At 68.9% G+C, this 14,200-nt stretch carries 15 protein-coding genes; 10 read left to right on the forward strand and 5 right to left on the reverse strand.

Features of this window, described 5'->3' with window-relative positions; genetic code table 11:
• The first annotated feature begins 34 nt into the window (after positions 1-34).
• Positions 35-1,234 (forward strand): NAD(P)-dependent malic enzyme, encoded by a 1,200-nt coding sequence (locus ABD260_RS23840; protein WP_344236487.1) that lies wholly within the window; start codon positions 35-37, stop codon positions 1,232-1,234.
• On the opposite strand, the gene ABD260_RS23845 is transcribed toward ABD260_RS23840, so the two are convergent.
• A complete protein-coding gene (locus ABD260_RS23845; RefSeq protein WP_344236489.1) occupies positions 1,138-1,944 on the reverse strand; it encodes an alpha/beta fold hydrolase in 807 nt (268 codons plus the stop codon). The two genes, ABD260_RS23840 and ABD260_RS23845, sit on opposite strands and share 97 nt — an antisense overlap.
• A 56-nt stretch (positions 1,945-2,000) precedes the next feature.
• On the opposite strand from ABD260_RS23845, the gene ABD260_RS23850 reads away from it, so the two are divergent.
• From ABD260_RS23850 to ABD260_RS23870, 5 genes are all read left to right on the forward strand, one after another.
• Positions 2,001-2,378 carry a MerR family transcriptional regulator gene (locus tag ABD260_RS23850; protein WP_344236491.1) on the forward strand — a complete coding sequence of 126 codons (378 nt, stop codon included), beginning with the start codon at positions 2,001-2,003 and terminating at the stop codon, positions 2,376-2,378.
• A 10-nt stretch (positions 2,379-2,388) separates the two neighbouring features.
• Positions 2,389-3,357, forward strand: a complete 969-nt coding sequence (locus ABD260_RS23855) for a zinc-binding dehydrogenase (protein WP_344236493.1) — start codon at positions 2,389-2,391, stop codon at positions 3,355-3,357.
• Positions 3,358-3,407: 50 nt separating this feature from the next.
• Positions 3,408-3,857: a GNAT family N-acetyltransferase gene (locus ABD260_RS23860; RefSeq protein ID WP_344236495.1), complete on the forward strand. Its 450-nt coding sequence runs from the start codon at positions 3,408-3,410 to the stop codon at positions 3,855-3,857.
• A 94-nt stretch (positions 3,858-3,951) separates the two neighbouring features.
• Complete coding sequence (locus ABD260_RS23865) at positions 3,952-4,242, forward strand: WhiB family transcriptional regulator (RefSeq protein ID WP_344236497.1); 291 nt, start codon at positions 3,952-3,954, stop codon at positions 4,240-4,242.
• Between the two features lie 49 nt (positions 4,243-4,291).
• The gene (locus ABD260_RS23870) at positions 4,292-4,522 is read left to right on the forward strand and encodes a hypothetical protein (RefSeq protein ID WP_344236499.1); all 231 of its coding nucleotides are present in this window, start codon (positions 4,292-4,294) and stop codon (positions 4,520-4,522) included.
• A gap of 57 nt (positions 4,523-4,579) precedes the next feature.
• On the opposite strand, the gene ABD260_RS23875 is transcribed toward ABD260_RS23870, so the two are convergent.
• A complete protein-coding gene (locus ABD260_RS23875; RefSeq protein WP_344236501.1) occupies positions 4,580-5,812 on the reverse strand; it encodes a sodium:proton exchanger in 1,233 nt (410 codons plus the stop codon).
• Between the two features lie 114 nt (positions 5,813-5,926).
• Between ABD260_RS23875 and ABD260_RS23880 the strand changes: the two genes are divergently transcribed.
• Positions 5,927-6,277, forward strand: a complete 351-nt coding sequence (locus ABD260_RS23880) for an ArsR/SmtB family transcription factor (protein WP_134109011.1) — start codon at positions 5,927-5,929, stop codon at positions 6,275-6,277.
• Here ABD260_RS23880 and ABD260_RS23885 read toward each other — a convergent pair.
• The 3 genes from ABD260_RS23885 to ABD260_RS23895 are packed head-to-tail and all read right to left on the reverse strand — an operon-like array spanning position 6,274 to position 11,011.
• A complete protein-coding gene (locus ABD260_RS23885) occupies positions 6,274-6,996 on the reverse strand; it encodes an AAA family ATPase (RefSeq protein ID WP_344236505.1) in 723 nt (240 codons plus the stop codon). The genes ABD260_RS23880 and ABD260_RS23885 overlap by 4 nt on opposite strands.
• A gap of 24 nt (positions 6,997-7,020) precedes the next feature.
• Entirely contained in the window at positions 7,021-7,197 is a 177-nt protein-coding gene (locus ABD260_RS23890) for a DUF6104 family protein (RefSeq protein WP_344236507.1), read from the reverse strand.
• A gap of 1 nt (position 7,198) precedes the next feature.
• A complete protein-coding gene (locus ABD260_RS23895; RefSeq protein WP_344236509.1) occupies positions 7,199-11,011 on the reverse strand; it encodes a multifunctional oxoglutarate decarboxylase/oxoglutarate dehydrogenase thiamine pyrophosphate-binding subunit/dihydrolipoyllysine-residue succinyltransferase subunit in 3,813 nt (1,270 codons plus the stop codon).
• 475 nt (positions 11,012-11,486) lie between these two features.
• Between ABD260_RS23895 and ABD260_RS23900 the strand changes: the two genes are divergently transcribed.
• The 3 genes from ABD260_RS23900 (at position 11,487) to ABD260_RS23910 (ending at position 14,141) form a co-directional block, all read left to right on the forward strand.
• On the forward strand, positions 11,487-12,158 hold the full coding sequence (locus tag ABD260_RS23900) for a FadR/GntR family transcriptional regulator (protein WP_344236511.1): 672 nt from the start codon (positions 11,487-11,489) through the stop codon (positions 12,156-12,158).
• Positions 12,159-12,183: 25 nt separating this feature from the next.
• Positions 12,184-12,390 carry a DUF6343 family protein gene (locus ABD260_RS23905; RefSeq protein ID WP_319037989.1) on the forward strand — a complete coding sequence of 69 codons (207 nt, stop codon included), beginning with the start codon at positions 12,184-12,186 and terminating at the stop codon, positions 12,388-12,390.
• Positions 12,391-12,560: 170 nt separating this feature from the next.
• Positions 12,561-14,141: an ABC-F family ATP-binding cassette domain-containing protein gene (locus ABD260_RS23910; RefSeq protein ID WP_344236515.1), complete on the forward strand. Its 1,581-nt coding sequence runs from the start codon at positions 12,561-12,563 to the stop codon at positions 14,139-14,141.
• Positions 14,142-14,200 lie beyond the last annotated feature (59 nt).

Consider the following 14,200-nt stretch of genomic DNA (forward strand, 5'->3'; position numbering starts at 1 on the left):
TCTCCGCTCGATTTTCCCTCGAAGGGTCTCTCGTATGGTCGCCCAAACCGTTGAATCAGTCGTTCCCACCGATCCGCACGCCGGCGACGCGGTATTCGAACTGCATCGCGGCGGCAAGATCGAGGTCAACTCGTCGATCCACGTCCAGGACGCCGACGATTTGTCGAAGGCGTACACCCCGGGCGTGGCGCGGGTCTGTACCGCGATCGCCGCCGAGCCGGCGCTGGCCCGCCGCTACACCTGGACCTCGAACGTGGTCGCGGTCGTCACCGACGGCACCGCGGTGCTCGGCCTCGGCGACATCGGCCCGGTCGCGTCGCTGCCGGTGATGGAGGGCAAGGCCCTGCTGTTCAAGGAGTTCGGCGGCGTCGACTCGGTGCCGATCGCGCTGGACTGCACCGACGTGGACGAGTTCGTCGAGACCGTGGCCCGGATGGCGCCGTCGTTCGGCGGGATCAACCTGGAGGACATCTCCGCGCCGCGCTGCTTCGAGATCGAGCGCCGGCTCAAGGAGCGGCTGGACATCCCGGTCTTCCACGACGACCAGCACGGCACGGCGGTGGTCGTACTCGCCGCCCTGCGGAACGCGCTGCGTGTCACGGGCAAATCGATCGAGGACATCCGCGTGGTGATCTCCGGTGCCGGCGCGGCCGGGGTCGCGTGCGCGCGCATCCTGCTGCAGGCGGGCGTCGGTGACCTGGCCGTTGTCGACAGCAAGGGTGTACTGCACGAGGACCGCCCCGACCTGAACCCGGTCAAGCTGTCCCTGGCCCGCGACACCAACACCGGCGGACTGTCCGGCCGGCTGGCCGACGCGCTCGCCGGAGCGGACCTGTTCGTCGGCGTCTCCGGCGGTACGGTCCCCGAGGAGGCCGTCGCGTCGATGGCCGACGACGCGATCATCTTCGCGCTCGCCAACCCCAACCCCGAGGTACACCCCGACCTGGCCCACCGCCACGCCGCCGTAGTCGCCACGGGCCGCTCCGACTTCCCGAACCAGATCAACAACGTCCTGGCCTTCCCCGGCATCTTCCGCGGCGCCTTCGACGCGGGAGCCACCCGCATCACCGAAGGTATGAAACTTGCCGCCGCCGACGCCCTCGCGGGCCTGATCGCCGCCGAAGACCTCCGCCCTGACTACATCATCCCGTCGCCTTTCGACCCCCGCGTCGCGTCCGCCGTAGCGGAGGCGGTCGCCGCAGCGGCGGTCTCCGAGGGCGTCACCCGGGACTGATCGTCGAGGAAGCCCCGGATCAGCCGAATCCACTCGTCCGGGGCTTCCACGAACGGCAGATGGCCGGACGCCAGCTCGGCGTACGCGGCGGATTCGATGCCGTCCGCAACTTCGCGGTGGTGGTACGGCGTGACCATGGTGTCGTGGGTGGTCGAGATGACCAGCGTGGGTACGGTGATCCGGGCCAGGTCGGCGCGGACGTCGACTCTGTCGATCAGGTCGAGGTGGTCGGCGGTCCCGGGCGGAAAGCTGCCGGCCGCCAAGGACGCGGCCAGTTCCGGCTCGGTGAACCGGTCCAGGTACGGCGCGCCGGCGCCGAGCAGGTGACCGAAAGCGGCCAGCTGCTCCGGATTGCCGAGCAGCTCACGCCACAGCTCTACGAGCAGGGTGAACCGTGCGGTGGGCCGGGCGAAGGGCGCCGTCAGTACGAGTGCGCTGACCCGGTCCGGGTGCCGCACCGCGGCGCGGATCGCGAGCGCGGAACCGAGCGAGTACCCGACGATCGCGAACCGGTCGTGCCCGGCACCGGCCGCGACCAGCTCGTCCGCGAGCCCGTCGACCGTCAATGGCTCGGACCGGCGTGGGGCCGCGCCGGTGCCCGGCAGGTCCAGCCCGATGACGGTGTGGTCGCGCGACAGGTCCTCGATCAGCGCCGCGTAGTTGGCCTGGATACCGCCGCCCGCACCGTGGGCGAGAAGAATCGTCGTCATGCGCCGCAGGCTAAACTCCGACATCGGTGTCAGAGTCAAGTCGCGGAGGTGGACGGATGCGGATGCGGGCGATGGTGGCCCGGACCGGGGTGAGCGAGCGCCTGCTCCGGTACTACGAAGAGCAGGGGTTGCTCCGGCCGGAGCGGCTGCCCAGCGGGTACCGCGAGTACGCCGAGTCTGATGTGGATGTCGTCGCACGGATTCGGGCGCTGCTGGCGGCCGGGCTGTCGACGGCGACGATCGCCCGGGTGTTGCCGTGTGTGACCTCGGAGCTCGCGCCGACCTGCCCGATGGTGATCGCCGAGTTGAACCAGGAGCGGAGCCGGATCAGCGCTTCCATCGATGTGCTGGAGGAGTCGCGGCGGCTGCTGGACAGCGTGCTCTCCAAGCCGGTGGTGAGTTCGGTAACTGAATCCCAGCTGACCACGGCCTAAGGTGGTCTGCATGCTTGCTGCTTACGCCGCCAAGTTCGATGCCGACGACCCCATCGCCGCGTTGGAGGTGGGGGAGCGGCCGGAGCCCGACGCGCCGGACGGGTGGGTGACGATCGACGTACGCGCCACCGCGCTGAACCATCACGACCTTTGGTCGCTGAAGGGCGTCGGGCTGGCTGAGCAGAGTTTGCCGATGATCCTCGGGTGCGATGCGGCGGGAGTCGATCCGGACGGCAACGAGGTGGTCGTCCACGCCGTCATCTCCGACCCGTCGTGGAAGGGCGACGAGACGCTCGATCCGAAGCGCTCGTTGCTGAGTGAGCGGTACCAGGGGACGCTCGCGCAGAAGGTCGCGGTGCCGGCACGGAACGTCGTACCGAAACCGGCCGGGCTGAGTTTCGAGCAGGCCGCGTGCCTGCCGACGGCGTGGCTGACGGCGTACCGGATGCTGTTCACGCAGTCGGGGCTCAAGCCGGGCGACACCGTGCTCGTCCAGGGCGCGGGCGGTGGCGTGGCGACTGCGCTGATCACGCTGGCGCGCGCCGCCGGGATTCGGGTCTGGGCGACCAGCCGGGACGAGGCGAAGCGGGCCAAGGCGCTGGAGATCGGCGCGCACGACTCGTTCGAGTCCGGGGCGCGGTTGCCGGAGCGGGTCGATGCGGTAATGGAAACCGTCGGGCAGGCTACTTGGTCGCATTCGCTGAAGTCGCTGAAGCAGGGCGGCACGCTGGTGATCTCCGGCGCGACCAGCGGTCAGGCACCGAAGTCCGCCGAGCTGAACCGGATCTTCTTCCTGCAACTCCGCGTGCAGGGCTCGACGATGGGTACCCGCGCCGAGCTCGCGGAACTGGTCCAGTTCATGGCGAACGCCGGTATCACGCCGCACATCGACTCCGTACTGCCGCTGGCCGACGCGCGCGACGGTTTCGCCCGGATGAACTCCGGCGACGTCTTCGGAAAGATCGTCTTTACTGTCTGAATGCAGCCCGAGATCAGGCCGTTCTCGCCGTCCGATGCCGAGGCCGGCGCGTGGTGCCACCTCCTCTCCTGGCGCGAGGCGTACGCCGGCCTCGCCCCGGACGACCTGCTGCTCGAGCGGACGACATCGGGCGCCGGATCGAACGCTGGTCGACCCCGCTCGGCCCCGGGCGTACACGCTGGATCGCGCTGAACCCGGACCCGGACGCGCCGATCGAGGACCGGGTCGCGGGGTTCGCCGGGATCGGGCCGGGGCGGGACGAGGACTCGCCGGTGCCGTTCGAGCTGGAGGCGATCTACACCCGGCGGGCGTTCTGGAAGACCGGGTTGGGTGGGCGGTTGCTGGACGTTGCCGTTGGCAAGCAGGCCGCGTACCTGTGGGTGTTCGAGGGCAACGAAAGGGCGCTCGAGTTCTATCGCCGGCACGGGTTCGTACCGGATGGGGCGACGCATCACGACGACTACTTCGACCTCGGCGAGATCCGGCTGGTCCGGCGCTGACGTTTCACGGCTGAAACATGGATGTCGCAGCGGGGCAACGCGCCGGGTACACCCTGTTCCTACCGATCCGCCCGATCGATGAGGGAGCGAGCCCATGAGGCCTATTTTGACGGTGATCGTCGACCCAGCCGACCGCTGGATGACGAACGCCGCGTGCATCGGACAGGCGCCGTCGTACGACGAGACGGCCAGTCACTGGGAGCAGCGCAAGGCGCAGGCCGTCTGCCTGACCTCCTGCCCGGTGATCGACCAGTGCCGCGAGTGGGCCCGGCGAACCAAGTTCACCGGCACCGCCGCCGGCGAGAAGTTCCTCTCCGGCCGCCGCCGCGGCCGCCCCGGCCCCCAAGAACGCCGCCCCCGCCTCGAAGAACAACAAGCAAGCTAGCCGACCCCGCCGGTCTGATACGTTGCGCGCCGAAATACCGTGAATTCGTGTGAGGAGCGCAGTGGCCGACGAGAGCAGTAGTACCCGCCCGGAGCCGGAGGAGGCAGCAGCCCGGCTGGCCAAAGAGCTGTCGGAAGGGGCCGCCAAGACCCCACCGCTGCCGACGAACCCGGACGGCACTCGCAGGTACCCGAACAGCCCGGACGAGAACAGCCCCGCCGGCCAGACCGCGAGGGGTCCGCGGACCTACAAGGGCTGGTCGCTGGGTCCCACAGGCTGACTTGACGTGAGATCTTCGGAACAAATCTGGCAGTAGTTGCAGGATTTGTTCCGGAGATCAGACCTTGACCGGCTCTTCGGCTGGGGCGGTGAGTGGTTGGGGCGAACGGCGGAAGGGGGCCGTGATTGTCGGGATCAGCTGTTTGCGGTTGTGGAACGCGGCGCCGAGCGCGAGTAGCAGGTAGATCACGCTGATCACGTACCGCCCGGTCTGACCCGGTACGGCGAACTGGATCGCGAACAGGCCGAGCAAGGTCCACGCCGCCCAGCGCGGGAAGCGCAGGTTGAGCAGGATCGCGATCCCGAGCAGGGTCTGGGTGGCGGTGAGCAGGAACTCCTCGATCTGCCGGCCGTCCAGGTGCAGGGCCGGACCGCCGCCACCGATGCCGTACGCGATCGGGAGGCTGCCGATCAGCAGCGTCCACTGGTTCACCTTGGCCGAGATCAGCAGGCCGAGCGCCGCGGCGCCCTTGCCGCGCCACGCGAACAGGATCGCGACGATGAACTCCGGCGCCTCCGAGGCCAGCGGCGCCAGCCACTGGACCAGCAGGAACTGGTCGATCCCGAGCGCCTGACCACCCTGGACAAGCGAGTCGGCGAACGGCTCCGCGGCCGCCAGGATGACGCCGGCGGACACCAGGAACATCGCGGTCACGGTGATCCGGCGCTGCAGCTTCGGCAACCCACCGATGGTTGCCGCCGGGCCGATCAGGTCGGGCTCGTCGTCGTGGTCCGAGGTGGCCGCGCGGAAGAGGTAGTACGCGAAGAAGGCGAGCAGCAGGATGCCGAGCGCCAGGTGGATCTCGCCGGTCACCGGGATCACGAAGGCGACCACACCGGCGACGGCCAGGAAGCCCAACTCCCGGCGGTAGCCCGACTCGAGGACCAGCGACTTGACCGTACGCCCACTGCGCCGGGACGCGATGTACAAGCTGATCAGCACCACGCTGGACCAGCCGAGGCCGAGGAGCAACCGGTTCGAACCGGTCATGTTGGCGGCCGCGTACTGGACGTAGTCGGGGTTCGAGCCCGCGGTGTGCGCGAAGTACAGATCGACCGCGTACTCCGGGAGGACCGCGATCACCGCCAGCAGCGCGATCGCCAGCCCGCCGGAGATGTCCATCTCCGCCGCCTCCGCGGCCCAGGCGAGCACGAACGACGCGGCGACCACGGCGAGGCCGAAGATCGCGATCGAGGCCAGCGCCGGCGGGTGGGTGCCGGTGAACCGGAGGACGACCGCGGGAATCGCCGCCAGCAGCAGCAAAAGCACAGGGCGGAGGGCTCGGACCATGTCTCCAGCGTGCCACCATTTCGATACTTTCGCAATTGCGAAAGTGTGAGACCGTGCTCACCACGGCCCGGCGCGCTGTCCGCAGAGCGTTCCACCGGTCACAATGACTGCGCGATGACCAACCCTGAACCGACGAAGGCGCAGCTCGACTCCGCCGCGGGCACCTTCGCCATGCTCTCCGCTCCGGTCCGGCTGCACCTGGTGTCACTGGCCGCGCAGGGCGAGTACGACGTCGGAACCCTGGCGGAACGTGTCGGCGTCAGTATCGCCACCGCCAGCCAGCACCTGGGCAAACTGCGCCTGGCCGGCATCATCACCGCCCGCCGCGAAGGGCGCCGGCACATCTACACGGTCGACGACCCGCACGTCCTCAACCTGGTCGACCAGATCTTCGAGCACATCGCCCCGGACGGCTCGCTGGCCCCGGATCCACCGCGCCGTACGCGGCCGCCGCACACCGACTAGAGCACGTGCCGCAGGTACCGCTCGGGTGCCTGCAGGTACGCCTTCCAGTTCTGGACCAGCTTCAGCTCGTCCCAGGTGGTACGACGGATGCCCCAATCGCCTACCTCGAGGATGGTGGCGCCGGGCAGTGCTGCGATCACGGGGGAGTGCGTGGCGCACAGTACTTGGGAGCCCGATTCGGCAAGGCTGTTGAGCACACCGACAACCGCGAGACTGCTCGAGAACGACAGTGCGGACTCGGGCTCATCGAGGCAGTAGAAACCCTGCCGGGTGAAGCGGTCGCTGATCAGCGACAGGAAGCTCTCGCCGTGGCTCATCTCGTGGAAGACGGGATCTTGCCTGGACTCGCTCGGGTTCTGCTCCAGGTAGGTGTAAAAGCCGTGCATCGTCTCGGCGCGCAGGAAGAACCCGGCTCGCTTGGCGCCGACGCCGCGGGTGATCAACAGATCGTCGGCCAGCGACGACTCGGTCGCTCGGGTACTGAGGCGCGCGCCGGTGGAGCCGCCTTCGGGGGACAGCCCGAAGGCGACTGCGATGGCTTCGACCAGCGTGGACTTGCCGGCGCCGTTCTCGCCGACCAGGAACGTGACGCCCGGGTCGAGGTCCAGGCCGTCGGTCAGGAGCTGGTTGACCGCCGGGATGCTGTACGGCCAGCCTCCGGACAGACGAATGCCCTTCGCGGCAGCGACCCGGCGTACGGGATGCGTGGCGAAGGGCATTCGTTCAGCGTACTCAGCGAGGTGCTACTCGTCCTCGTCGTCCAACCGGGCCAGCCAGGTGGCGAAGCGCTCGATCGGGGTCTCGAACTCGGGGTTCAGGTCGACGAACTCGCGGAGCCGCTCGGCGAGGAAGGCCAGTGAGACCTCTTCCTCGCCGCGCCGCTTCTCGAGCTCCTCGATCCCTCGGTCGGTGAAGTACACGTCAGCTGAACGCCTGCTTCAGCAGCGTCGCCTGCTCGGCGCCGTGCACACCGTGCGAGCCGACCGCCGGGGCGGACATGGCCGGCCGGGACACCCGGTAGAACGGCTTGCCGCCCAGGTGCTCGGTCAGGTTCAGCGCCATGAACGGCCACGGACCCTGGTTCGCCGGCTCGTCCTGCACCCAGCGGATCTCCGTCGCGTTCGAGTACTTCGCCAGCTCCGCCACGATCTCCTCGTGCGGCAGCGGGTACAGCTGCTCGACCCGGAGGATCGCGGTGCTGATCTTGTCCGGTTCGACCTTCTTCCGCTCGGCGAGCAGGTCGTACACGATCCGCCCCGATGCCAGGATCACCCGGTCGACGGTGGCCGGGTTCGCCTCCGCCTCGGCGTCGCTGATCACCGGCCGGAAGGTGCCGTGGGTCAGCTCCTCCGGCTGCGACACCGCCTCCTTGCGCCGGAGCAGCTGCTTCGGCGTGAAGACGATCATCGGTACGTGCTCCTCGCCGAGCGTGTGCCGGCGAAGCAGGTGGAAGTACGACGCCGGGGTGGACGGCTGTGCGACTGTCATCGCATCCTCGGCGCACAGCTGCAGGAACCGCTCGATCCGGGCCGAGGTGTGGTCCGGGCCCTGGCCCTCGTAGCCGTGCGGCAGCAGCAGTACGACACCGGACTTCTGCCCCCACTTCGCCTCACCGGACGAGATGTACTCGTCGATGACCGACTGGGCACCGTTGACGAAGTCACCGAACTGCGCTTCCCACAGGGTCAGCGCGTCCGGCCGCGCCACCGAGTACCCGTACTCGAAGCCGAGCGCGGCGTACTCGCTGAGCAGCGAGTCGTACACGTAGAAGTTGCCCTGGTTCTCCTCGTCCAGGTGCTGCAGCGGGACGTAGTCCTGCCCGTTGACCCGGTCGATGACCGCGGCGAACCGCTGCACGAAGGTGCCCCGGCGGCTGTCCTGACCGGCCAGCCGGACCGGCCGCCCGTCGAGCAGCAGCGAACCGAACGCGGTGATCTCCGCGCTGGCCCAGTCCAGCGGGCCTTCGGTGATCGCGTGCGCCCGGCGCTGCAGCTGCGGCTGCACCTTCGGGTGCACGGTGAAGCCCTCCGGCAGCGTCGTGTACGCGTCGGCGATCTTCTTCAGCACCTCGCGGGTGATCGCAGTCGCGTCCGGACCCTCGGGCTTGTTCGGGTACTCCGGCGCCGTCACGTACGGCGGCGGGGTGTCCGGCTCGTTCTTCGCGTCCCGGACCTCCGCGAACACCCGCTCGAGGCGCTGCTGGAAGTCCTGCATCGCCTGCTCGGCCTCTTCGATCGTGATGTCGCCACGGCCGATCAGCGCCTCGGTGTACAGCTTCCGGACCGAGCGCTTCTGCTCGATCAGGTCGTACATCAGCGGCTGGGTGAAGCTCGGGTCGTCGCCCTCGTTGTGCCCGCGGCGGCGATAGCAGACCAGGTCGATGACGACGTCCTTGTTGAACGCCTGCCGGTACTCGAAGGCCAGGTCCGCGACCCGGATGCAGGCCTCGGGGTCGTCACCGTTGACGTGGAAGATCGGCGCCTGCACCATCCGCGCGACGTCGGTGGAGTACATCGACGACCGCGACGAGGCCGGCGAGGTGGTGAAGCCGACCTGGTTGTTCACGATCACGTGGATCGTGCCGCCGGTCCGGTACCCGCGCAGCTGGGAGAGGTTCAGCGTCTCCGCGACCACGCCCTGGCCGGCGAACGCGGCGTCGCCGTGCACCAGCACCGGCAGCACCGGGAACGCGGGCCCGCGGTCCAGGATGTCCTGCTTGGCCCGGACGATGCCCTCGAGCACCGGGTCGACGGTCTCCAGGTGGGACGGGTTCGCCGCCACTGACACCTTGATCTTGTCGCCGAACTCGGAGACGAACTCGCCCTCCGCGCCCAGGTGGTACTTGACGTCACCGGAGCCCTGCACGGTCCGCGGGTCGATGTTGCCCTCGAACTCGCGGAAGATCTGGCCGTACGACTTGCCGACGATGTTCGCCAGCACGTTCAGCCGGCCGCGGTGCGCCATCCCGATCGCGACCTCGTCCAGCCCGGCGCCGGCCGCTTCCTCGCAGAGCTCGTCGAGCAGCGGGATGGTGGTCTCCGCGCCTTCCAGCGAGAACCGGCGCTGACCGACGTACTTGGTCTGCAGGAAGGTCTCGAACGCCTCCGCCTCGTTCAGCTTGGCCAGGATCCGCAGCTGCTCCTCGCGCGGCGGCTTGGTGTGCGGCCGCTCGATCCGCTCCTGCAGCCACTTGCGCTGCTCCGGGTCCTGGATGTGCATGTACTCGATACCGGTGGTCCGGCAGTACGAGTCGCGCAGGATGCCGAGGATCTCGCGCAGCTTCATGAACCGCCGGTCGCCGCCGCCGAACGAACCGGTGGCGAACTCGCGGTCCAGGTCCCAGAGCGTCAGGCCGTGGGTGGCGACGTCCAGGTCCGGGTGGCTGCGCTGCTTGTACTCCAGCGGGTCGGTGTCGGCCATGATGTGACCGCGGACCCGGAAGGCGTGGATCAGCTCCAGGATCCGGGCCTGCTTGCTGATGTCCTCCTCGTGGCTGTGCGGGAGGTCGGCGGCCCAGCGGATCGGCTCGTACGGAATCCGCAGGCTCTGGAAGATCTCGTCGTAGAACCCGTCGCCGCCGAGCAGCAGCTGGTGGATCCGTCGCAGGAACTCACCCGACTGGGCGCCCTGGATGATCCGGTGGTCGTACGTCGAGGTGAGCGTCATCACCTTGCTGACCGCGAGCTTGGCCATCGTCTCGTCGGCCGCGCCCTGGTACTCCGGCGGGTACTCCATCGCGCCGACGCCGATGATGCAGCCCTGGCCGGTCATCAGCCGCGGCACCGAGTGCTGGGTGCCGATGGTGCCCGGGTTGGTCAGGCTGATCGTGGTGCCCTGGAAGTCCGGCAGCGCCAGCTTGTTGTCCCGCGCCCGGCGGACGATGTCCTCGTACGCCATCCAGAAGTCGGCGAAGTTCATCGTCTCGGCGGACTTGATCGACGGCACCAGCAGCTGCCGGGTGCCGTCCGGCTTCTGCATGTCGATGGCCAGGCCGAGGTTGATGTGCGCCGGCTGCACGTGGGTCGGCTTGCCGTCGGTCTCGTCGTACGACGCGTTCATCTCCGGCAGCGTCTTCAGCGCCTTGACCAGCGCCCAGCCGATCAGGTGCGTGAAGGAGATCTTGCCGCCGCGGGCACGCTTCAGGTGGTTGTTGATGACGATGCGGTTGTCGATCAGCAGCTTGACCGGCACCTGGCGGACGCTGGTCGCGGTGGGGACCGTGAGGCTGGTCGCCATGTTCTGCGCGGTCCGGGCCGGGGCGCCGCGCAGGATCAGCCGCTCGGCCTCGGTCGCCGCCGGGGCCGGAGTGGCCGCCGCGGCGGGCTTGGGCTTGGCGCTGGGCGGCTGGTTCACCGTGCCTCCGGTCGGGGCGGCCGGCTTGGCGGCCGGTGCGGGCGGCTGCCCAGGAGCCGGCGCTGCAGGGGTCTGCGTGGCCGGGGCCGGCGTCGCGGCGGCCGGAGCGTTCGGGGCGGGCACGGACGGCGCGCTGCCGCGGCTCGGCGCCTCGGGGGTCTTGTTGTCGGACACCGCGTCCGGCCGGGGGACGTCGGCCGGGGAACTGTCACCCGGGCTACCTGGAGTCACGTCACCGGGCTTGTACGTCTTGAAGAAGTCCAACCACGCCGGATCCACCGATTTCGGGTCCTGCAGGTACTTCTCGTACAGCTCGTCGACCAGCCATTCGTTCGCACCGAAGGCTGCTAGGGGATTGGTGTCTGATGGCTCGGTGGCCACTTGGCAGTTCGCCTCTTCCGATTTCGGTCCGGTAGCACGTAGGTAATTCAGATGTTATGGGTGGTGCCCCAAGCAAAGGCTAATAGCAGGCGGACCACTTCCACAGCTCGGGACCACCGGACCAGTGTGCCGGGTGGTCAGGCCTCGGCGCGAGGGCGTGTCCGCGCCTGAAACACTGCTGACAAAGGTGTTTCAGGCCACATCCGGTGCTGCCGGCACAGCTGGGTGCGGACAGCAACGGCGCGCGCTCCGGGACGCCTTGCAGTGGTGGCTTTCCGGCGGCGCCGGACCGCTCTCGGGTCATACCGCCTGAGCGTAACCGCCCACCGTCCGCAGCCGCACCTTCGCACACCGTGACGTCACACTCCGAACCACGGTGTGGCCAACGTCACGCCACAAATCAGTCCACTCGGGCCTGATTGGCCTTGGCGGACCAGCGTGTGCTGATCGGCCTGGGCGGCGGCATACTGACTGGATGGCGTTGACGGACGAGGCGATCGTCAAGATCAAGGGGATGATCACCTCGGGCGAGTTGGGGCCGGGGGACCGGTTGCCCAAGGAGGCGGATCTCGCGGCGCGGCTCGGGCTGTCGCGGAACTCGCTGCGCGAGGCAGTGAAGGCGTTGACGCTGGTGAATGTCCTGGACGTCCGCCACGGCGACGGTACGTACGTGACCAGCCTCGACTCGGCGCACCTGCTGGACGCGCTGAACTTCATGGTCGACCTGCACCGGGACGACTCGATCCTGCAGTTCTTCGAGGTCCGCCGGTTGCTCGAACCGGGTGTCGCCGCGCTGGCCGCGACCCGGATCGGCCCCGAACAGATCACGGCTCTCCGGCTGCTGACCAGCGACCTGGCACCGGACGCGTCGGTCGAGGAACTGGTCGCCAACGACCTGCGGTTCCACCACGGGATCGCCGAGGCGACCGGCAACCAGGTCGTCTGCTCGCTCCTGGACGGCATCTCCGGCGCGACCCAGCGGGCCCGGATCTGGCGCGGTGTCACCCAGGCCGGCGCGGTCGAGCGCACCCTCGCCGAGCACGCCGCGATCCTGGACGCGATCGAGGCCCACGACGCCGAGGCGGCCAGGGCCTGGATGACCGCGCACATCGCCGGCGTCGAAACCTGGCTGCGCAAAGCGCCTTGAGCGACGCAGTGGGTACAAGGGAGGTATGGCGAACCAGCCACCTCCACCGCGGAGCGCGCTGACGTTGCGGATCGTGCTCGCGTCCTTCGGCCTGTGCCTGTGGATCGCGGCCGCCGTCCTCGCGGCCGTCCTCGGGCTGCCCGGCGGCTGGGTGATCGCGTTCGGCGTCCTGGCGGTGGTGGCGCTCGTCGACCTGGTGGTCGTTGCCCGCCGCAAGCTCGCCGAGAAGTAGGCCTGAGAAAAGTAGTTGAAGCGCCCAACGGCCCGGCCGTATTCTGGGCGGCGTCCCATTCCCGGCGTCAGGGGTCCACGTTGTAGCTCCGAGGTCTTTTCTTCAGTCGATCGATCGCCACCGATCCGGTGCGCGGTCTCGTCCGAGACCTCGTTGGGAGTACAACGCTGATGAGTTTTTCCCTGTCCTGTACCGACCTCTCTTTCGCCTGGCCTGACGGCGAGGTGCTGTTCGACGGGCTGACGTTCGTCGCGGGCCCGGTCCGGTCCGGCCTGGTCGGCCGCAACGGCGCCGGCAAGTCGACGCTGCTCCGGCTGATCGCCGGCCGGCTCACTCCGCAGCGCGGTGCGATCCGCGTCGCCGGTGAGCTCGGGTACCTGCCGCAGGACCTGACCCTCGACACCTCGTTGCGGGTCGACCAGGCGCTCGGCATCGAGGCGGTCCGGCGCGCGATCACCGCGATCGAGTCCGGTGACGCCTCGGAGCGGAACTTCGGCATCGTCGGCGACGACTGGGACGTCGACGAACGCGCCGAGGCGCTGCTCGGCAAGCTCGGTCTCGGCGCGATCGGCCTGGATCGCAACGTCGGCGAACTGTCCGGCGGCGAGACCATCCTGCTCGGACTGGCGGCCGAGTTGCTGCGGCGCCCGGACGTGCTGCTGCTCGACGAGCCGACCAACAACCTCGACCTGCGGGCCCGGCGGCACTTGTACGACGCCGTCGACCAGTTCCGGGGCGCGTTGCTGATCGTCAGTCACGACCGCGAGTTGCTCGATCGCGTCGACCAGATCGGCGACCTCCGCAAGGGCGACGTCACCTGGTACGGCGGCAACCTGTCGGCGTACGAGGAGGCGGTCGCGGTCGAGCAGGAGGCGGCCGAGCGGATGCTGCGCGCGGCGGAAGCGGACGTACGCAAACAGAAGAAGGACCTGGTCGAGGCGCGGATGAAGATGGACCAGCGCCGGGCCCGCGGGCAACGTGCCTTCGAGCAGGGCGGGATTCCGAAGATCGTCGCGGGTGGGCTGAAACGGTCGGCGCAGGTGTCGGCCGGGAAGCACCTCGGGATGCAGTCGGAGCGGCTCGAGTCGGCGCAGGAAGCACTCGCCGACGCCGAGGACAAGGTCCATGACGACGACACGATCCGGGTCGATCTACCGAAGACCGCAGTGCCTTCCGGGCGGATCGTGCTGCAGCTGGAGGATCACGTCCTTCGTACCGGAACGCACGTCGATCTGGAGATTCGCGGGCCGGAGCGGATCGCGCTGACCGGGCCGAACGGTGCCGGCAAGACGACCTTGTTGCAGTCGATCGTGGCGGGGGAGTTGCCCGCGGTGCCGTTCCGGTACTTGCCGCAGCGGCTCGATCTGCTGCGCGACGAGCTGTCGGTTGTCGACAATCTCGCCTTGCTCGCGCCGAGTACGGAGAATCAGGAGCGGCGGTCGCGGTTGGCCCGGTTCCTGTTTCGCGGGCGGGCGGCGGATCAGTTGGTCAGCACGTTGTCGGGTGGTGAGCGGTTCCGGGCGACGCTTGCGGCGTTGCTGCTGGCGGAGCCGCCGCCGCAGTTGCTGATGCTGGACGAACCGACGAACAACCTGGATCTGTCCAGCGTGGCTCAGTTGAAGGACGCGCTCGCTTCGTACAGCGGCGCGCTGGTGATCGCGAGTCATGATCTGCCGTTCTTGCGGGAGATCGGGATCACGCGGTGGGTGGAGCTGACGCCGGACTCGCTGGGGACGGTCGACCCGCTGTAACGCTCAGCCGAAGCACGCCCGGTACGCCCCGCAGTTCGGGGGGACCGGGCGTGTTGTTC

Origin of the sequence: Kribbella hippodromi, from assembly GCF_039531045.1 — a bacterium.
Lineage (GTDB): Bacteria > Actinomycetota > Actinomycetes > Propionibacteriales > Kribbellaceae > Kribbella > Kribbella hippodromi.

Excerpts from the sequence above, each read along its gene's own strand:
- ABD260_RS23885 (WP_344236505.1), bottom strand. The coding sequence starts at position 6,996 with ATGCCCTTCGCCACGCATCCCGTACGCCGGGTCGCTGCCGCGAAGGGC.
- ABD260_RS23865 (WP_344236497.1), top strand. The coding sequence starts at position 3,952 with ATGAGGCCTATTTTGACGGTGATCGTCGACCCAGCCGACCGCTGGATG.
- ABD260_RS23840 (WP_344236487.1), top strand. The coding sequence starts at position 35 with ATGGTCGCCCAAACCGTTGAATCAGTCGTTCCCACCGATCCGCACGCC.
- ABD260_RS23855 (WP_344236493.1), top strand. The coding sequence starts at position 2,389 with ATGCTTGCTGCTTACGCCGCCAAGTTCGATGCCGACGACCCCATCGCC.
- ABD260_RS23850 (WP_344236491.1), top strand. The coding sequence starts at position 2,001 with ATGCGGATGCGGGCGATGGTGGCCCGGACCGGGGTGAGCGAGCGCCTG.
- ABD260_RS23900 (WP_344236511.1), top strand. The coding sequence starts at position 11,487 with ATGGCGTTGACGGACGAGGCGATCGTCAAGATCAAGGGGATGATCACC.
- ABD260_RS23845 (WP_344236489.1), bottom strand. The coding sequence starts at position 1,944 with ATGACGACGATTCTTCTCGCCCACGGTGCGGGCGGCGGTATCCAGGCC.
- ABD260_RS23910 (WP_344236515.1), top strand. The coding sequence starts at position 12,561 with ATGAGTTTTTCCCTGTCCTGTACCGACCTCTCTTTCGCCTGGCCTGAC.
- ABD260_RS23880 (WP_134109011.1), top strand. The coding sequence starts at position 5,927 with ATGACCAACCCTGAACCGACGAAGGCGCAGCTCGACTCCGCCGCGGGC.
- ABD260_RS23875 (WP_344236501.1), bottom strand. The coding sequence starts at position 5,812 with ATGGTCCGAGCCCTCCGCCCTGTGCTTTTGCTGCTGCTGGCGGCGATT.
- ABD260_RS23905 (WP_319037989.1), top strand. The coding sequence starts at position 12,184 with ATGGCGAACCAGCCACCTCCACCGCGGAGCGCGCTGACGTTGCGGATC.